Raw genomic sequence first — 18,204 nt, forward strand, 5'->3', positions numbered from 1 at the left:
GCCCGGGTGACCTTCCCGGCAGAATGCCGGTGCATGACCTGGACCTTCACTGACGATGTCGACGCCTTCCTCGACGCGGCCGGTGGCTCGCTGACCGCCCGGCCGGCCGAGAACACCCTCGCGCTGACCGTCACCGCGAGCCTGCGCCGCCACGGCCCGCACGCCTTCACCGAGCACACCCCGGTGCTGGGCTGGTGGCGCGGGGCCGACGGCGCGGTGGCGGGGACCCTGGTGCAGACACCGCCCCGGCCCGCGGTGCTGAACGGGCTCGTCCCGGAATCGGTCGGTCCGCTGCTGGCCGCCCTCCCGCTCACCGGCGTCAACGCGGTGCGGGCCACGGCCGAGGCGGTGGCGGCCCACTGGCCGGGGCACCGCGTCGACGAGGAGCAGCGGCTCTACCGGCTGGGCGAGCCGGCACCGCCGTCGCCCGCTCCCGGCGGCCGGGCGAGGGCCTCGAATCCCGCGGACCGGGAGCTGCTGCTGCGCTGGTACCGCGCGTTCGCGGCCGACATCGGCGAGCCGGCCGGGCACCCCGAACGGGCGGTGGACGAGCGGACGGCCGAAGGCCGGCTGACGCTCTGGGAGGACGGCGGCGTCCCCGTGTCGATGGCGGGCGTCTCGCCGAGGATCGCGGGCACGGTCCGGGTCGCACCGGTCTACACACCGCCGGAGCACCGCGGCCGGGGGTACGCGGCGGCGGTGACCGCGGAGGTCGGCCGCGCGGCCCGGGAGGCGGGCGCGGACGAGGTGCTGCTCTTCGCCGACCTGGCGAACCCGACGAGCAACGGCGTGTACGTGCGCATCGGCTACCGGACGGTCTGCGACCGGCTGCTGATCAGCGCGCGGGGCAGCGGTGGATGAGACTCCCGAGCCGGTCCGGAGGTCACGGCGAGCCTGGTGCGGTGGCGGCGGCAGCGAGATCCGGGGCAGCCGCTCAGCCCAGGGTGAGCCGCGGTTTCGGCGCGTCGGTGCGGCCGGTGGGCGGGATGCGGCTGCCCGCGCGGTACGGGAGCGGCCAGGGCGCGCCCGGACCCGCGTGGCCCTGCTCGGCGGCCGCGTGCAACGTCCAGTGCGGGTCGTACAGGTGCGGGCGGGCCAGTGCGCAGAGGTCGGCGCGGCCCGCCAGCAGCAGGGAGTTGACGTCGTCCCAGGAGGAGATGGCGCCCACCGCGATGACGGGCACGCACAGGGTGTTGCGGATCCGGTCGGCGTACGGGGTCTGGTAGGAGCGCCCGTACTCGGGCCGCTCAAAGGGGACGACCTGCCCGGTGGAGACGTCGATGGCGTCGGCGCCGTGCGCCACGAAGGCGCGGGCGATCTCGACAGCGTCCTCGGCCGTCGTGCCGCCCCGCGCCCAGTCCGTGGCGGAGATCCGGACGGTCATCGGCCGGTCGTCGGGCCACCGTTCGCGGACCGCGTCGAAGACCTCCAGCGGATAGCGGAGCCGGTTCTCCAGTGATCCGCCGTACCGGTCGGTGCGGTGGTTGGTGAGCGGCGAGAGGAAGCCGGAGAGCAGATAGCCGTGGGCGCAGTGGAGTTCGAGGAGGTCGAATCCGCAGGCGTCGGCGCGGTGGGCGGCGTCCGCGAACTGCTCGCGCACCGCGTCGAGACCGGCCCGGTCCAGGGTGTGCGGGACCTGGTTGACCCCGTGCGCGTACGGGATCGGGGAGGCCGCCACGAGTGGCCAGTCGCCTTCGTCGAGCGGCTGGTCGATGCCGTCCCACATGAGCTTGGTGGCGCCCTTGCGGCCGGAGTGGCCGAGTTGGACGCCGATGGCGGTGCCGGGCGATCCGGTGTGCACGAAGTCGGTGATCCGGGTCCAGGCGGTGGCCTGTGCGGAGGTGTAGAGGCCGGTGCAGCCGGGGGTGATGCGCCCCTCGGGACTCACGCAGACCATTTCCGTCATGACGAGCCCGGCGCCGCCGAGCGCTCTGGCCCCCAGGTGGACGAGGTGGAAGTCGCCGGGGACGCCGTCGGTGGCCGAGTACATGTCCATGGGCGACACGACGACGCGGTTGCGCAGTTCCAGCCCGCGCAGCCGCAGCGGGGTGAACATCGGCGGGGTGCCGGGCGGGCAGCCGAACTCCTCCTCGACGGCGGCGGTGAAGGAGGCGTCGCGCAGCCGGAGATTGTCGTGGGTGACGCGACGGCTGCGGGTGAGGAGGTTGAACGCGAACTGGCGGGGTGGCTGGTCGACGTAACGGCCCAGCTCCTCGAACCAGCGCAGGCTGGCCGCCGCGGCGCGCTGGGTCGATTCGACGACGGGGCGGCGCTCGCTCTCGTACGCGGCGAGGGCCGCGGGCAGGCCGGGCTGCTCCTCGATGCAGGCGGCGAGCGCGAGGGCGTCCTCGACGGCGAGTTTGGTGCCGGAGCCGATGGAGAAGTGCGCGGTGTGGGCGGCGTCGCCGATGAGGACCGTGTTGCCGTGCGACCAGTGGGCGTTGACGACGGTGCTGAAGGTGAGCCAGGAGGAGTTGTTGGAGCGCAGCGGCCGGCCGCCGAGCGCGTCGGCGAAGATCGCGGCGCAGTGCCGGGTCGACTCGGCCGGGTCGCAGGTGTCGAATCCGGCGGCCCGCCAGACCTCTTCGCGCATCTCCACGATGACGGTCGAGGCGCCGGAGTCATCCGGCGGCCCGAAGGGCCTCGTTGAGGGGTGGCGGTCGGGCGACGGGCGGGAGAACGGATAGCCGTGCAGCTGCATCACCCCGTAGGCGGTCTCGGCGGTCTCGAAGCGGAAGGCGTCCAGGGCGAAGTCGGCGGCGAGCCAGATGTAGCGGCAGCGGTGGTTGGTGAGGCGGGGGCCGAAGCTGTCGGCGTGGGCGGTGCGGGTGGGGCTGTGCACCCCGTCGGCGGCGATCACCAGGTCGTAGGAGACGGCGAGTTCGGCGGCGGGCGGGGCCTGGGTGCGGAAGCGGAGCCGCACCCCGAGGGAGGCGCAGCGCTCGTGCAGGATCTCCAGGAGGCGGCGGCGGCCGAGCGCGGCGAAACCGTGACCGCCGGAGGTCTGGGTGTGGCCGCGGTGGACGATGTCTATGTCGTCCCACCGGACGAACTCCTTCTGGAGCGCGCGGTGGACCGTGGGGTCGGCGTGCTCGATGCCGCCGAGCGTCTCGTCGGAGAGGACGACGCCGAAGCCGAAGGTGTCGTCGGGGGCGTTGCGCTCCCAGAGGGTGATATCGCGCTCCGGGTCCAGCCTCTTGAGCAGCGCCGCGGCGTAGAGCCCGCCGGGGCCGCCGCCGATGACGGCGATGCGGTGCGGGCCGGCGGACGGATTGCCGGGGCGCGGGCCCGCGGGGGACGTCATCGCGCTACCGGCCTTGCCACTTCGGCGGCCGCTTCTCGGTGAAGGCGGCGTGGAACTCGGCGTAGTCCTCGCCGTGCATCAGCAGGGCCTGGGTGGCGGCGTCCATCTCGACGGCGGCGGCCATCGGCATGTCGAGCTCGGCGGTGAGCAGCGCCTTCGTCTGGGCGAGGGCGAGCGCGGGGCCGTCCGCGAGGCGGCGGGCGAGCTCCGCGGCCCGTTCGTCGGCTCGGCCCTCCTCGACCAGGTCGCTGATCAGCCCGATGCGTGCCGCCTCGGGCGCGCGGACGGGTTCGCCGAGCATCAGCAGCCTGGTGGCATGGCCGAGACCCACCACCCGGGGCAGCAGATAGGCGGCGCCCATGTCGCCGCCGGAGAGCCCGACCCGGGTGAAGAGGAAGGCGAACCGGGCCGACGGGTCGGCGACCCGGAAGTCGGCGGCCAGCGCGAGGACGGCGCCCGCTCCCGCGGCGACCCCGTGCACGGCCGCGACGACGGGGAACGGGCATTCACGCAGGGCCCGTACGACCTGACCGGTCATCCGGTTGAAGTCCAGCAGCTGAGCGGTGTCCATCGCGAGGGTGGCGCCGATGATCTCGTCCACATCGCCGCCGGAGCAGAAGCCGCGCCCCTCACCGGCCAGCACCAGGGCCCGCACGGAGCGCTCCCTGGACAGCTCGGCCAGCAGATCGCGCAGATCGGCATAGGCGCCGAAGGTCAGCGCATTGAGTTTCTCGGGGCGGGCGAGGGTGACGGTGGCGACACCGTCGCGCGTCGTGACCCGGAGATGGCGCCAGTTCTCCGTACGTGGCGCGGAACTGGGAAACGGGCTCATGGAGGGTGATCCCCTTCAGCCGTCGGGCTGCTGCTTGCCTCGAATTTATCACTCGTACGTGACTCCCGTCACGAGTACGCGATATGCGGAGCGTGAGACCGGAGTGACGAAAGTCCCCTTCGTACCGGTCGACAGTCCCTTGTCCGGGCCGTGACGCTTCGTATGGTTGAGACCAAGAAGCAATGTGTTCCGTGAACGTCTCGACCTCCGAACGGAATCCCGCCGTGCCACCCGATGTCCCCGCTCCCGCCTCCTGGCGGATCGCACTGCCGCACTCGGCCGCGGCGGTGCCGATCGCCCGCGCCCTGATCCGTACGGCGCTGGCGGACATCGAGGCCCCGGCGGACAGCGACACCGCCGAACTGCTCACCTCCGAACTGGTCGCCAACGCGGTGGAGCACACCCTCGGGGACGAGCCCATCCAGCTGGTGGTGGAACTGCTGCCGACCGGCTGCCAGGTGGAGGTGCACGACCACGATCCCGCCCCGCCGGGCGATCTCTCCTGCCCGGAGCCGGGCAGCGAGCCGGACCTCTGGCAGGAGCACGGCCGGGGGCTGCTGCTGATCCGCACCCTCAGCTCGTCCTGCGGTCACCGCACGACGGAACAGGGCAAGGCGGTGTGGTTCACCCTGCCCTCACTCACCCTGCCCTCACCCGCGCTGCCGTCACCAGCACCGCCGGCGGACTGACCGGGCGGCGGGACGGCCTGCGCAAGGGCGGGGATCAGCCCGCTTTCCGGCCGGCCAGTCGTGACCGGCTTCGGCCGTAGCAGGCGTACAGCACCGCACCGACCGCGAGGAACACCGCGAACTGCACCCAGGTCGTCCAGCCGGTCCCGTACATGAGATAGACGCAGAAACCGACGCCGAGGACCGGGCCGACGGGGTGGAGCGGAATCCGGAAGGAGCCCCTCACCTCGGGGTTGCGGTGGCGCAGCACGATCACCGCGATGTTGACCGCGACCATGGTGGCGAGCGTCCCGATGGTCGTCAGGTTCACCACCACGTCGAGTGAGGAGAAGGCCGCCGGCACGGCGAAGACGGTGGCCACGATCCAGGTGTTGGCGACCGGCGTCGAGGTCCGCGGCGAGACCCGTTCGAAGACCCGCGGGACCAGGCCGTCACGCGACATCGACATGAGGATGCGGGTCTGCCCGTACATCACCGCGAGGACGACGGAGGCGATGGCGACGATCGCCCCGAAGGCGATGATCCCGCCGCCGACCGTCGAGTCGGTGACCTGGTTGACGATCAACGAGAGGGCGGCCGGCTTGTCCGAGACGGCATCCGGGCCGAGGGCGCCGATGGCGGCGAGGGCGACCGCGCAGTAGAGCACCGTGACCAGGCCGATGCAGATCATGATCGCCAGCGGGATGTTCCGCCGGGGGTTCTTGACCTCCTCGCCCGCGGTGGTGATGGCGTCGAACCCGATGTACGAGAAGAACGCCAGCGATGCCCCCGCGGTGATGCCGCCCGCGCCGTGGGCCGCGAACGGGGTGAGGTTGCCGTGCTCGAAGGCGGTGAAGGCGATGGCGCAGAACATGATCAGAACGGTGATCTTGAGGACCGCCATCGCGGCCGTGGCCCCCGCGCTCTCGCGGATGCCCCGCACCAGCAGGGTGGCGGCCATCATGACCACGATGACCGCGGGCAGGTTGATCACGCCGCCGTCGCCGGGTCCCGAGGAGAGCGCGGCGGGCAGCTGCCATCCGAAGAGGCTGTTGAGCAGCTCGTTCACGTACTGACTCCAGCCCACCGCCACGGCGGAGACGGATACGCCGTACTCCAGGAGCAGGCACCAGCCGACGAGGAAGGCGACGCGTTCACCGAGGGTGGCGTAGGCGAAGGAGTACGAGCTGCCGGAGACCGGGATCGCGCTGCCCAGCTCGGCGAAGGAGAACGCGGTGAAGATGCAGGTGATCGCGGCGAGCACGAAGGACAGCACGACGGCGGGGCCGGCCGCGGCGACACTGTCGGAGAGGCCGACGAAGATGCCGGTGCCGACCACTGCGCCGACTCCGAAGCACACCAGCTGGAAGAGCCCCATGGTGCGCTTGAGGCCGTGCCCCTCAAGGTCGGCCCCCGACTCGGCGATCAGCTGGTGGGGGTCCTTGACGCGGCGTGGCGGGCCGGGCAGACGCAGGGGGGTCACGAGGTTGTTCTCATCTCTGGTGTCACCTGTGGGGGGGCGGTGCGTCCGGAGGCGTGGGGGCCGGTGGGGCACACGAAAAATGGGGTTCGAGCGTGCGAGCTCGAACCCCACCGACGGAGACCATGATAGGCACTCGTGCGCATGTTCACCCACTTGGGTGCATGAACATGCGGTTTGTCCGGGTCAGTGCCCGGCCAGCGTCGCGACCAGCACCGCCTTGATCGTGTGCATCCGGTTCTCCGCCTCGTCGAAGACGACCGAGTGGGCGGACTCGAAGACCTCGTCGCTGACCTCCAGCTCGGTCAGACCGTGCCTGAGGTGAATCTCCCGCCCCACCTTGGTGCCGAGGTCGTGGTAGGCCGGGAGGCAGTGCAGGAACTTCACGTCGGCGTTGCCGCTGGCCCGCAGGACGTCCATGGTGACGGCATACGGCGCGAGGGCGGCGATGCGCTCGTCCCAGACCTCCTTGGGCTCCCCCATCGAGACCCAGACGTCGGTGGCGACGAAGTCGGCGCCGCGCACGCCCTCGGCGATGTCCTCGGTGAGCGTGACGGTCGCCCCGCTGCCCTCGGCGAGCCTGCGGGCCTCCGCGACGATCCCGTCGGCGGGCCAGTAGGCCTTCGGCGCGACGATCCGTACGTCCATGCCCAGCAGGGCACCGGTGACCAGGTAGGAGTTGCCCATGTTGAACCGGGCGTCACCGAGGTAGGCGAAGGCGATCCGCTCCAGCGGCTTCGCACTGTGCTCGGTCATGGTGAGGCAGTCGGCGAGCATCTGGGTGGGGTGCCAGTCGTCGGAGAGCCCGTTGAAGACGGGCACCCCGCCGTACGCGGCCAGTTCCTCGATGGCCGCCTGGCTGTCACCGCGGTACTCGATGCCGTCGAACATCCGGCCGAGGACACGCGCGGTGTCCTTCACCGACTCCTTGTGACCCATCTGGGAGCCGGACGGATCGAGGTACGTCGTGGCCGCGCCCTGATCGGCGGCGGCCACCTCGAACGCGCACCGGGTGCGGGTCGAGGTCTTCTCGAAGATCAGCGCGATGTTCCGGCCGCGCAGCCGCTGCACCTCGGCCCCCGCCTTCTTCGCGGCCTTCAGCTCTGCTGCCAGGTCGATCAGTCCGCGGAACTCCTCGGCCGTGAAGTCCAGCTCCTTGATGAAGTGGCGGCCTGCGAGGTCTATGGCCATGGTGACTGCTCCTGGGTCGGGCGGGGGGACGCAAACGCTAACCCTGGAAGTCTATACGATGCAGTGCATCGCTATACAGGCCGCTTCCGGTGCCCCGCCGACCCGCGCCGCGCACCCCGGGCACGCCCGACCGCGGCCCGGCGGTCACACCGGATCGCGGACCACCGGACAGCTCATGCAGCGGGGCCCGCCCCGGCCCCGGCCCAGTTCGCTGCCGCGGATCTCGATGACCTCGATTCCTTCGTTGCGCAGGTGGGTGTTGGTGGTGGCGTTGCGCTCGTAGGCGACGACGACGCCCGGTTCGACGGCCAGGACGTTGCAGCCGTCGTCCCACTGCTCGCGCTCGGCGGCGTGCACGTCCTGGATGGCGGTGAGGACCCGGATCGAGTCCAGCCCCAACGCCTCGGCGATGGCGCGGTGCATGTGCTCGGGCGGATGGTCGGTGACCTTGAGGTCACGAGGGCCGTCTCCCGGCTCGATGGTGTACGAGCGGAGCATGCCCAGGCCCGCGTACTTGGTGAAGGTGTCCCCGTCGACCATCGTCATCACCGTGTCCAGGTGCATGAACGCCCGGCTCTTGGGCATGTCGAGCGCCACGATCGTCCGGGCGGACCCGGCGTCGAAGAGTCCGCGGGCCAGCATCTCCACCGCCTGCGGGGTGGTGCGCTCACTCATCCCGATGAGGACGGCGCCCCGGCCGATGACCAGGACGTCGCCGCCCTCGATGGTGGAGGGGTAGTCGTCCTGCCCCTGCGACCAGTGGTGGAAGGCGCCTGCGTCGGGCCCGGTGAAGAGCGGATGGTGCCCGTAGATCGCCTCGAAGTGGACCGTCTCGCGCTGCCGGGCCGGCCAGCGCATGGCGTTGATGGAGACCCCGTCGTAGATCCAGGCCGAGGTGTCGCGGGTGAAGAGGTGGTTCGGCAGCGGCCCGAGCAGGAAGTCGTCCAGGTCCATGACGTGGAAGCGGACCGAGGTCGGCTCGTGGTGCCGCTCCAGGAACTCCCGTTTGGTCATCCCGCCGACCAGCGCCTCGCAGAGTTCGGTGGCGGACAGCTCCTCGAAGGCGGCCCGCAGGTGTTCGGTGGCGAGCGGGCCGTACTCCTTCTCCTCGAAGACCCGGTCCAGCACGAGCCGCCGGGCCACCGGGATCTCCAGCGACTCACGGAGCAGGTCCCCGAAGAGGTGTACCTCGACGCCGCGGTCGCGCAGCACGTCCGCGAAGCCGTCGTGCTCCTGGCGGGCCCGGCGCACCCAGAGCACGTCGTCGAAGAGCAACGCGTCCTTGTTGCTCGGGGTGAGCCGTTTCAGTTCCAGATCGGGGCGGTGCACGATGACGCGGCGCAGCCGCCCGGCCTCGGAGTCGACATGGAATCCCATGCCCACATCCTCACCACGCGGAGCGCCGTTCACCCGGCGAATCGCCTGCCGGTTCTTCCGGCGGACCCGGGGGCGTGGCCCCCGGGTCCGCCGGGCGGATCCTACAGCCGGGGGTCCACCGGCTCCGACTCCAGCGCCAGCACCGCGAAGACCGCCTCGTGCACCCGCCACAGCGGCTCACCCCCGGCCAGCCGGTCCAGGGCTTCGAGACCCAGGGCGTACTCACGCAGGGCGAGCGACCGCTTGTGACCGAGGAACCGGCCGCGCAGCCTGTCCAGGTTCTCCGGACGGGTGTACTCGGGTCCGTAGATGATCCGCAGGTACTCCCGGCCGCGCACCTTGATGCCGGGCTGGACCAGCCGGCCCTTGCCGTCCCTGACGAGCGCGCCGAGCGGCTTGACCACCATGCCCTCGCCGCCGCGGCCGGTCATCTCCCGCCACCAGTCGATGCCGGAGCGGACCGACGCCTCGTCGGCGGTGTCGACGACGAGCCGCCGGGTGACCTGGAGCAGCCCCGTCGGGTCGTGCTCCACCAGCCGGTCCAGCCAGGCCAGCTGCTCGTCATGGGGAACGGCGGCGAGCGAGCGGCCCTGCACGGCGAGGATCTGGAACGGTGCCAGCCGCACCCCGTCCAGCCCCTCGGTGCTCCAGCAGTAGCGGCGGTAGGCCTCGGTGAACGCGGCCGCGTCCTGCGCGCGGCCGTGCTGCCGGTCCGCGAGCGCGCCGACGTCGATGCCGCGCTCCACCGCTGCCGCGAGGGCCGCTTCGGCCGCGGGGAACACGGCGCCCGACGCGGCGCCGACCGCCGCGTACTGCGAGCGGAGCAGCCCGGCCGCCTTGAGGGACCAGGGCATCAGCTCGGCGTCGAGCAGCACCCAGTCGGTGTCCCACTCCTCCCACAGCCCGGCGGCGGTGACCGCCGCGCGCAGCCGGCCGAGGACGACCTCGGTCACCGCGGCGTCGTCCAGGAACGGGCGTCCGGTGCGGGTGTGCAGGGCGCCCGTCGGGCCTCCTCCGCCTCCGGAAGCGGGGAGTGTGTCCCCCGTGCCGAAGCGTTCCCGTGCCACGTCCGCGTCCCGGCAGACCAGGGCCACCGCCCGCGAGCCCATGTGCTTCTCCTCGCACACGACCCTGGCCACGCCGTCCGCCCGGTACTGCGCGAACGCCTCGGCAGGATGCTCCAGATAGCCCTCCTCCTTCGAGGTGGCCGTCGGCGCCATGGTCGGCGGCAGGTAGGCGAGCAGCCGGGGGTCGACGGCGAACCGGCTCATGACCTCCAGCGCGGCCGCCGCGTTCTCCTCGCGCACCGCGACGCGGCCCATGTGCCGGGTCTCCACGATCCGGCGGCCCCGCACATCGGCGAGGTCCAGCGGACGGCCTTCACGGCCGCCCGGCGCCTCGGTGGTCAGCGGCTTCACCGGCTCGTACCAGACCCGCTCGGCCGGTACGTCGACGAGTTCGCGCTCCGGCCAGCGCAGCGCGGTCATCTTCCCGCCGAAGACGGCGCCGGTGTCCAGGCAGATGGTGTTGTTGACCCAGGACGTGGTGGGCACGGGGGTGTGGCCGTAGACGACTGCGGCGCGGCCCCGGTACTCCTCCGCCCACGGGTAGCGCACCGGCAGGCCGAACTCGTCGGTCTCGCCGGTGGTGTCGCCGTACAGCGCGTGCGAGCGGACCCGCCCGGAGGTGCGCCCGTGGTACTTCTCGGGCAGCCCGGCGTGGCAGACGACCAGCTTGCCGCCGTCCAGCACGTAGTGGCTGACGAGCCCGTCGACGAACTCCTTGACCTGCTCCCGGAATTCCGGGCCCCGGGCGTCCTCCCGCCCCAACTGCTCGATGGTCTCGGCGAGTCCGTGGGTCTGCTGGACCTTGCGGCCCTTGAGGTAGCGGCCGAGCTTGTTCTCGTGGTTGCCGGGCACGCAGAGCGCGTTGCCGTCCGACACCATCGACATCACACGGCGCAGCACGCCGGGGCTGTCGGGGCCGCGGTCGACGAGGTCGCCGACGAAGACCGCCGTACGCCCTTCGGGGTGCGCGCCGTCCACGTAGCCGAGCTTGCCGAGCAGGGTCTCCAGCTCGGAGCTGCAGCCATGGATGTCACCGATGATGTCGAAGGGACCGGTGAGATGGCGGAGGTCGTTATAGCGGCGCTCCCGCACGACTTCCGCGTGCCCGGCCTCGTCCTCGGTGCGCAGGATGTGGACCTTGCGGAAGCCCTCGCGCTCCAGACCGCGCAGCGAGCGGCGCAGCTCGCGGCGGTGGCGCTGGATGACATGGCGGGGCATGTCGGCGCGGTCCGGGCGGGCCGAGTTGCGTGCGAGGCAGACCTCCTCGGGCAGGTCGAGCACGATCGCGATGGGCAGCACGTCGTGTTCCCTGGCCAGCTTCACCAGCTGACGGCGGCTCTCGGGCTGGACGTTCGTGGCGTCGACGACGGTCAGCCGTCCGGCGGCCAGGCGCTTGCCGGCGATGTAGTGCAGGACGTCGAAGGCGTCCCGGCTCGCGCTCTGGTCGTTCTCGTCGTCGGCGACGAGGCCCCGGCAGAAGTCCGAGGAGATGATCTCGGTCGGCTTGAAGTGCCGATGGGCGAAGGTGGACTTGCCCGAACCGCTCGCCCCGATGAGGACCACGAGGGAGAGGTCGGTCACCGGCAGGGTGCGCGTCGTGCTTTCGCTGATGTTGTCGCCGGTGCTGTGACCGGAGCTTTCGCTGGTAACGGCGCCGGTGCTGTCGCTCGTGCTGCTCATGCGGCTTTCGCCTCCTTCTGGGTCTCGTCGGCCGCGGTCATGGTGAACACGGCCATCTGGGTGGGCGGCCCCACCTCGGGGTCGTCGGGGCCCACGGGCACGAACTCCACCGTGTACCCGTGCCGGCGGGCCACTTCGCCCGCCCAGTCCCGGAACTCGGCCCGGGTCCATTCGAACCGGTGGTCGCCGTGCCGGACGTGCCCGGCCGGGAGCGTCTCCCAGCGGACGTTGTACTCGACATTCGGCGTGGTCACCAGCACGGTGCGGGGTCGGGCCGAGCCGAATACCGCGTACTCCAGCGCGGGCAGCCGCGGCAGGTCGAGATGCTCGATGACCTCGCTGAGCACCGCCGCGTCGTACCCCTTGAGCCGCTTGTCGGTGTACGTGAGCGAGCCCTGCTGAAGCGTCACGCGGGCTGCCTGCCGCTCCCCCATCCGGTCCAGCTTCAGCCGGCGCGAGGCGATGGTGAGGGCGCGCATCGAGACGTCGACCCCGACGATCTCCGTGAATCGCACGTCCTTCATCAGCGCCTGCACCAACTGGCCCTGTCCGCAGCCCAGGTCGAGCACCCGGCTCGCCCCGGCGCCGCTCAGCGCGGCCAGGATCGCGGTCCGCCGCTGCTCGGCGAGCGGCACCGGGCGCTCCTCGGTGTCGGCCGTTTCGTCGACCGCGTTGTCGATGCTCTCTACGTCGAGGTCGTCCGACTCGGCGAGCCGCACCAGCTCCAGCCGCTCCATCGCCTGCCTGGTCAGCCCCCAGCGGCGGGCCAGGTACCGGCTGGTGATCAGCTTCTGCTCGGGGTGATCGGCCAGCCAGCCCTCACCGGCGCGCAGCAGCTTGTCCACCTCGTCCGGCGACACCCAGTAGTGCTTGGCGTCGTCGAGCACCGGCAGCATGACATACAACTGCCGCAGTGCGTCCGCCAGCCGCAGCTCGCCTTCCAGCAGGAGCCGTACGTACCGCGAGTCCCCCCACTCGGGGAACTGCTCGTCCAGCGGTACGGCCACCGCGTCCACCCGCGACCAGCCGAGCGGCCCGAAGAGCTTGCGCACCAGCTCGGCACCACCACGGGCCGGGAGGGCGGGCACCTCGATCCGCAACGGCAGCGTCTCCTCGGCCCGCTCGGGCATCGCCCGGCAGGCGCCGCTCAGCGCGGACTTGAAGACGGTGCTCATCGCGACGGCAAGCAGCGAGGAGGCCGCGTACGGGCGGTCGTTGACGTACTGGGCGAGTGCCGCGTCGGGGGCACCGCCGCGGCCCTTGCCCTTGCCCCGCCGCACCAGCGCCACGGGATCCACCTCCAGCAGCAACGCCGCCGTACAGCGCTCCGCGGACGCCTCGGGATAGAAGACGTGCGCGGTGCCATGGGAAGTGGAGAACGTCTGCGCCTTCTCGGGATGCTTGTGCAGCAGGAATCCGAGATCGGTGGCGGGACGCTCCGGGGTGCCGGTTGTGCTGATTGTCAGGAACACGCGTCCGAGTATGGTCCGGTTCACTCCCCCTCACCAGGCAATTTCAGCCCGCCTCCGGATCTTCTGTCCCTCCTTCCGCGTGGTTCGCCGCCGATGCTCCGAGCAGTGCGGCCAGTTCCGCGATGGTGTCCGGACCGACCCGGCAGCAGCCTCCGACCAACCGCGCACCGGCCGCCTGCCAGGCCCCGACCCGGCCCGGATCGAACGTGGCCCCGCCGGTCCATCCCCGTCTCCCGGCATCCCAGCGCTCACCGCTGTTCGGATAGACGACGACCGGCTTGCCGGTCACCTCCGCCGCCGTCCGGACCGCCCGGTCCGCGTCGGCCGGATCGCAGCAGTTCACCCCGACCGCCACCACGCGGTCGTGCCCCGCGACGAGGCCGAACGCCTCCTCCAGCGGCTGCCCCGCCCGGGTCTGCCCGTCAGCCACGGTGCAGGAGAGCCAGACCGGCAGCCCGCACTCCCCCGCGACCCGCAGGAGCGCCTCCGCCTCATCGGTGTCCGGCACTGTCTCCAGCGCCAGCACATCGGGGCCGGCGGCGGCCAGCGCCTCGATCCGGGGCCGGTGGAAGCGTTCCAGCTCCCGGACCGAGAGCCCGTACCGGCCCCGGTACTCGGCACCGTCCGCCGTCACCGCCCCGTACGGGCCGACCGAGGCGGCGACCCACACATCCCGCTCCACCGAACCGGCCGCCCGCCGGGCCAGCTCCACACTGCGGGCGAACAGCGCGGCCGCCTCCGCCCGCCCGGTCCCGCGCCGCCCGAACCCTTCGAAACTCGCCTGATAACTGGCGGTGATGAGCACCTGCGCCCCCGCCCGCACATACGCCGTGTGCGCCGCCTCGATCTGCTCGGGCCCGTCGGCGAGCAGCCGGGCGGACCACAGCGCGTCGGACAGATCGCAGCCCTGAGCCTCCAGTTGGCAGGCAAGGCCACCGTCGAGCAGGACCGTCCCGGCCGCAAGGGCGGCTGCGAGGGGCCGGGACGGCGTCCCGGCGAAGGGCCGAGCGGAATCGCGGGCGTGGCGACCGGAATCGCGGCCGGAGCCGCCACCGGAATCGCGGGCGGAATCGCGGGCGGGCTGCACGGGTACTCCTCTCCCCCTCAGGTGAGCTGGGACTGGACCTGCGACGAGATCAGCTCCAGGTGCCCCAGGTCATCGAGATCCAGCACCTGAAGGTAGATCCTCGAAGCCCCGATGGCTTCGAACCGACCGATCTTGTCGACCACTTCGTCGGGCGAGCCCGCCAGGCCGTTCGCCTTGAGCTCCGCCACGTCCCGCCCGATGACGGCGGCACGGCGCGCCACCTCGGCGTCGTCCTTGCCGACACAGACGACCAGGGCGTTGGAGTACACCAGGTCGTCCGGCCCCCGGCCCGCCGCCGCGGCCGCCTCCCTGACCCGGCCGAACTGCTGCTCGCTGTCCTCCAGCGAGGCGAACGGGATGTTGAACTCGTCGGCGTACCGGGCGGCCAGCCGCGGTGTGCGCTTCGCGCCGTGCCCGCCGATCAGTACCGGCACCTTGGCCTGCGCCGGCTTGGGCAGCGCAGGCGAGTCGGTGAGCTGGTAGTAGGTTCCGTCGTAGCTGAACGTCTTGCCGACCTCGGTCGACCACAGCCCGGTGATGATCGCCAGCTGCTCCTCCAGCCGGCCGAACTTCTCCTGGGGGAACGGGATGCCGTACGCCTTGTGCTCATCCTCGAACCAGCCTGCGCCCAGGCCCAGTTCGACGCGACCGCCGGACATCTGGTCGACCTGTGCCACCTGGATGGCGAGCACGCCGGGGAGTCGGAACGTCCCCGCCGTCATCAGCGTGCCCAGGCGGATCCGCTTCGTCTCGCGTGCCAGCCCGGCCAGCGTGATCCAGGCGTCCGTCGGGCCGGGGAGACCGTTTCCCCCTCCCATGTGCAGATAGTGGTCGGAACGGTAGAAGGCATCGAAGCCGAGGTCCTCGGTCGCCTTGGCGACGGTGAGCAGGGTGTCGTAGCTCGCCCCTTGCTGGGGCTCGGTGAAGATTCGAAGATCCATGCATCCATCCTGCACCCCCGGACACCGCTCGCCGCGCTCCCGCCCTCCTCTCACCTGCCCCCTTTCACCGACGCGGTGTCCAGGGCACCCCGGGCATCCGGGACGCCGAGCCGTCAGGGCCGGCCGGCAGCCGGCCCCGCCGGTCCGTGGAGCACGCCGTGAGGGCCGTCCCGCTCGCGGCTGCGCTCCAGATCCTGCTGGCGCTCCCGGTCCCGTTCGTCGAGCAGCCGGAGCATCCCGTGGACCCGGTCCGTGGACTCGTCGGCGGCGTCGATCGCCTCCATGCACTGCCAGTACAAGCTCTGTTCATCGGTCTCGCACGCCACCCCGACCAGGGCTATCCCCACTTCCCCGAGCAGCGCACCCAGCCCCGTCAGCGCGGCGCGCGGATCAGCGACTTCGGAGAGTTGCGTCGCCCTGGCCACCCCGGCCCGCGCCGCCGGGTGGTCAAGTGCTCCGTTGCTTCTTCCGCCGATCTCACTGAGGCCTCCCGCCTCGCCCCGCAACTCCTTGGGACCGCTCGCCGCCAGCCGGCTTCCGACCGCCTGTGCCAGGGCCTGGGCCTGCCACGCCTCGGCGATGATGTCCGGCGTACCCCTGCTTTGGGCCAGAGCCCGCCTGATGACCGCTACCAGCCGCTCCGCTTCCATGTGTTGCCCCCGTTCGGTACGGAAACCCGTTCACCTCTTCCATTACCCACAGTGAGGGCGGTGGTACCGAAAGGCCAGGGGATTTCGGAAATCTGTGGACACCCTGTCGACTGTGAATAAGTTGATCACTCCGAAGAGTGACGATTGGGGGTATCCGTACCCTTCCTGACGGGGAAGCGCACCTCGTTCCGCTCGATCTTGGCCGCCAGCGCCGCCAGCGCGTCGATGCCCAGCACCCCGCAGAGTTGCAGCAGATACGCGAGGACATCGGCGACCTCGTCCGACACCCGGTGCGCGGTCCCGGGATCGTCCATCACCCGGGCCGACTGTTCCGGCGTCAGCCACTGGAAGATCTCCATGAGTTCGGATGCCTCGACGCTCAGCGCCGACGCCAGATTCTTGGGGGTGTGGTACTGCTCCCAGTCGCGTGCGGCCGCGAATGCGGCGAGCCGTCGTTGCAGGGCGGGTACGTCGAGTTCTGTCACGGTCCCAGATTTACCACCGCGGCTCCGGCCGTCCTGCGGGCGCGTGCCGCGCCCGCCTCCGTCACCGTGCCGAGCAGCCGGACGCGGCCGGCGGCCGCCGCCGAGGCAGCCGCCGTCAACAGCTCCCGCGTCTGCTGTCCGTCCAGATCGCGGTCGAGCCCGTCGGCCAGCAACGTGGGGGTCTGCAAGGCCGACGGCACCTCGGACTCGACGTCCGCCGGGTCGGTCCCGGGGCCCATGAGCAGGGCCACGCCCAGTGCCAGGTACCGCAGTTCGCCGTTGCCGAGCCTTTCCAGCGGGGTGCCGTCTCCGTCGCCCCGGGCCACGACGGCACGGACCAGCCCGTCCGCGAGCCGCTCGACGCCGATCCCGGTCACCGGTCGCGCGCATCCGGCCTTCGCCAGCGCGACCAGCCGGGCATGGCGTCGCCCGTATCCGTTGCACGCGGCGTGCAGTACCGCCGCGAGGTTCCCGCAGTCGCGGCGCAGCCTGCCCGCACCCGGTGGCACCGGTGTCCGCATCCGATGAGGCCGCGGTTCGCAGACGAAGGCCGGGCGCAGGGCCACCACCATCTGTTCGGCGGCGGCCAGCACCTGTAGCTGGCCCGGTGTCCGGCCCGCGACCCGCAGCGGCAGCAGTGCCGTGCCCAGCCGGTCGTCCGGCAGCTGTTCCCGTGTCACCGGGAGCTCGTCCGCGGTGTGCCAGGCCGCCTGGAGCATCGGCCGCCCCGGATCGCGGAGCGCGGTGCTGAGGAGGGTCTCCCCGGCCCGGGTCAGCCGCTCGCCGACGATCCGGAGTGTGGGCTCGGCCTGGATGGCGAGTTCGAGCCGGACCGGTCCGGCCGGGCCGTCCGCCGTGCACCCGATCCGGAACCCGCGCCGCCCCTGCCGGTCGGCCGCGGCCCCTTCGGGCACGCACCCGGCCGGATCGGGGAACACCTCGCCGAGCGACGCCCCGGCCCCCAGCCGGGACAGCGCCTCGTAAGCCCGCAGCACGCTCGATGCGCCGCTGCCCGAGGGACCGGCGAGGAGGGTGAGCGGGGCCAGCGGCACGACCGTGCCGCGGTGCGCGGCGAAGGCGGAGAGCCGCAGTTCGGTGACGACAGGACCGGCCGAACGCCCCGTGCGCCGGGCGGAGCCGAATTCGGAACCGGATTCGGAGCCGACGCCAGGCTCTGGGCCGTAGCCGAAGTCCGGCTCCGAGCCGAAACCGCAAGCGTCGCCGGAGCCGGATGCGGGGTCGGCCCGGTCCGACGGCCCGGATCGGGCGGGATCGGGCGCAAAGGCGCCTGGGCAGGGTGCGGTCATGCCCCGGACCGTACGCACGCGACGTCCCGGCGAACCGTTCCGCCGGATCGGCCGTCCTCCGATCGGAGTAGACCGCCACCCGCCCGCATACCGCGCTGCCGATCCGGGTAGCCCGGTGGCGCAAATCACCACTGGGTAGCCCGGCGGCACAACCGCCCCGCCCCAAGACCGCAACGACCCCGCAAAGGCCCTCGCGACAGCTTCTCTAAGCCCCCGGCACGCCCGCCGCCGTCACACCCTCGACCTCCATGCCGATGGGCGACAGCAGGAAGACGTTCCGGTCCACCCGGTGCATTCCGCTGCCCAGACCGAAGACGACACCGCTGGTGAAGTCCAGGATCCGCTTGGCCACATCGGACTCGGCGCTGGTCAGGTCCAGCAGCACCGGAATCTGCGCGACCAGGTAGTCGGCGACCTCGCGTGCGTCCGCGAAGACCTGGACCCGCAGCACCACCATGCGCCGCTGCTCGGCGCTCTCCCGCTCCTCCGGAGCCGTCCGGTGGTCCACTCGGGACGGCCACTCGTTGCGGCTGCGCAGCGGTACGACCTGGGCCAGTCCCTCCCACTGCTCGTCGGTGACGTCATACCTGTCGTACCTGCTCACCGGACCACCCCGTCTGTGCATCGGTTGGCGTTGCGCCGGCTGCGCTCACTGTTCATCGG

At 71.7% G+C, this 18,204-nt stretch carries 15 protein-coding genes; 2 read left to right on the forward strand and 13 right to left on the reverse strand.

The features are described from left to right. Positions 1-33 precede the first annotated feature (33 nt). Positions 34-861 (forward strand): GNAT family N-acetyltransferase, encoded by an 828-nt coding sequence (locus tag OG322_RS06845; RefSeq protein WP_123463116.1) that lies wholly within the window; start codon positions 34-36, stop codon positions 859-861. A gap of 73 nt (positions 862-934) precedes the next feature. On the opposite strand, the gene OG322_RS06850 is transcribed toward OG322_RS06845, so the two are convergent. Further along, positions 935-3,304, reverse strand: a complete 2,370-nt coding sequence (locus OG322_RS06850; RefSeq protein WP_123463114.1) for a bifunctional salicylyl-CoA 5-hydroxylase/oxidoreductase — start codon at positions 3,302-3,304, stop codon at positions 935-937. 4 nt (positions 3,305-3,308) lie between these two features. Continuing rightward, on the reverse strand, positions 3,309-4,136 hold the full coding sequence (locus OG322_RS06855; RefSeq protein ID WP_123463112.1) for an enoyl-CoA hydratase family protein: 828 nt from the start codon (positions 4,134-4,136) through the stop codon (positions 3,309-3,311). A gap of 224 nt (positions 4,137-4,360) precedes the next feature. Between OG322_RS06855 and OG322_RS06860 the strand changes: the two genes are divergently transcribed. Beyond that, positions 4,361-4,825 carry an ATP-binding protein gene (locus OG322_RS06860; RefSeq protein WP_124285451.1) on the forward strand — a complete coding sequence of 155 codons (465 nt, stop codon included), beginning with the start codon at positions 4,361-4,363 and terminating at the stop codon, positions 4,823-4,825. Between the two features lie 34 nt (positions 4,826-4,859). On the opposite strand, the gene OG322_RS06865 is transcribed toward OG322_RS06860, so the two are convergent. The 11 genes from OG322_RS06865 to OG322_RS06915 form a co-directional block, all read right to left on the reverse strand. Further along, positions 4,860-6,287, reverse strand: a complete 1,428-nt coding sequence (locus OG322_RS06865; RefSeq protein WP_123463110.1) for an amino acid permease — start codon at positions 6,285-6,287, stop codon at positions 4,860-4,862. 183 nt (positions 6,288-6,470) lie between these two features. After that, a complete protein-coding gene (gene argF, locus OG322_RS06870) occupies positions 6,471-7,475 on the reverse strand; it encodes an ornithine carbamoyltransferase (RefSeq protein ID WP_123463108.1) in 1,005 nt (334 codons plus the stop codon). A 144-nt stretch (positions 7,476-7,619) separates the two neighbouring features. Next, positions 7,620-8,852 (reverse strand): arginine deiminase, encoded by a 1,233-nt coding sequence (locus tag OG322_RS06875; protein WP_124285450.1) that lies wholly within the window; start codon positions 8,850-8,852, stop codon positions 7,620-7,622. Positions 8,853-8,953: 101 nt separating this feature from the next. Beyond that, a complete protein-coding gene (locus OG322_RS06880) occupies positions 8,954-11,599 on the reverse strand; it encodes a polynucleotide kinase-phosphatase (protein WP_241200256.1) in 2,646 nt (881 codons plus the stop codon). Continuing rightward, positions 11,596-13,071 carry a 3' terminal RNA ribose 2'-O-methyltransferase Hen1 gene (locus OG322_RS06885; protein WP_123466169.1) on the reverse strand — a complete coding sequence of 492 codons (1,476 nt, stop codon included), beginning with the start codon at positions 13,069-13,071 and terminating at the stop codon, positions 11,596-11,598. Before OG322_RS06885 ends, OG322_RS06880 begins: the two co-directional genes overlap by 4 nt. A 43-nt stretch (positions 13,072-13,114) precedes the next feature. Then, positions 13,115-14,158, reverse strand: coding sequence for a homocysteine S-methyltransferase (mmuM, locus tag OG322_RS06890; RefSeq protein WP_329306189.1), 1,044 nt, complete (start codon positions 14,156-14,158; stop codon positions 13,115-13,117). Positions 14,159-14,175: 17 nt separating this feature from the next. Then, positions 14,176-15,099, reverse strand: coding sequence for an LLM class F420-dependent oxidoreductase (locus tag OG322_RS06895; RefSeq protein WP_123463102.1), 924 nt, complete (start codon positions 15,097-15,099; stop codon positions 14,176-14,178). A gap of 113 nt (positions 15,100-15,212) precedes the next feature. Continuing rightward, positions 15,213-15,749 (reverse strand): DUF6099 family protein, encoded by a 537-nt coding sequence (locus tag OG322_RS06900; RefSeq protein ID WP_123463099.1) that lies wholly within the window; start codon positions 15,747-15,749, stop codon positions 15,213-15,215. Positions 15,750-15,874: 125 nt separating this feature from the next. Next, entirely contained in the window at positions 15,875-16,234 is a 360-nt protein-coding gene (locus tag OG322_RS06905; protein WP_123463097.1) for a nucleotide pyrophosphohydrolase, read from the reverse strand. After that, on the reverse strand, positions 16,231-17,541 hold the full coding sequence (locus OG322_RS06910) for an ATP-binding protein (protein ID WP_241200255.1): 1,311 nt from the start codon (positions 17,539-17,541) through the stop codon (positions 16,231-16,233). Before OG322_RS06910 ends, OG322_RS06905 begins: the two co-directional genes overlap by 4 nt. Positions 17,542-17,746: 205 nt before the next feature. Beyond that, on the reverse strand, positions 17,747-18,145 hold the full coding sequence (locus OG322_RS06915) for a cell division protein SepF (protein WP_123466165.1): 399 nt from the start codon (positions 18,143-18,145) through the stop codon (positions 17,747-17,749). Positions 18,146-18,204: the final 59 nt, after the last annotated feature.

The organism is Streptomyces sp. NBC_01260 (assembly GCF_036226405.1).
Lineage (GTDB): Bacteria > Actinomycetota > Actinomycetes > Streptomycetales > Streptomycetaceae > Streptomyces > Streptomyces laculatispora.

What these genes read in the sequence shown, in the direction of transcription:
- OG322_RS06880 (WP_241200256.1), bottom strand. Translation starts at nt 11,599, where the DNA reads ATGAGCAGCACGAGCGACAGCACCGGCGCCGTTACCAGCGAAAGCTCC.
- OG322_RS06855 (WP_123463112.1), bottom strand. Translation starts at nt 4,136, where the DNA reads ATGAGCCCGTTTCCCAGTTCCGCGCCACGTACGGAGAACTGGCGCCAT.
- OG322_RS06845 (WP_123463116.1), top strand. Translation starts at nt 34, where the DNA reads ATGACCTGGACCTTCACTGACGATGTCGACGCCTTCCTCGACGCGGCC.
- OG322_RS06895 (WP_123463102.1), bottom strand. Translation starts at nt 15,099, where the DNA reads ATGGATCTTCGAATCTTCACCGAGCCCCAGCAAGGGGCGAGCTACGAC.
- OG322_RS06900 (WP_123463099.1), bottom strand. Translation starts at nt 15,749, where the DNA reads ATGGAAGCGGAGCGGCTGGTAGCGGTCATCAGGCGGGCTCTGGCCCAA.
- OG322_RS06875 (WP_124285450.1), bottom strand. Translation starts at nt 8,852, where the DNA reads ATGGGATTCCATGTCGACTCCGAGGCCGGGCGGCTGCGCCGCGTCATC.
- OG322_RS06850 (WP_123463114.1), bottom strand. Translation starts at nt 3,304, where the DNA reads ATGACGTCCCCCGCGGGCCCGCGCCCCGGCAATCCGTCCGCCGGCCCG.
- argF (WP_123463108.1), bottom strand. Translation starts at nt 7,475, where the DNA reads ATGGCCATAGACCTCGCAGGCCGCCACTTCATCAAGGAGCTGGACTTC.
- OG322_RS06910 (WP_241200255.1), bottom strand. Translation starts at nt 17,541, where the DNA reads ATGACCGCACCCTGCCCAGGCGCCTTTGCGCCCGATCCCGCCCGATCC.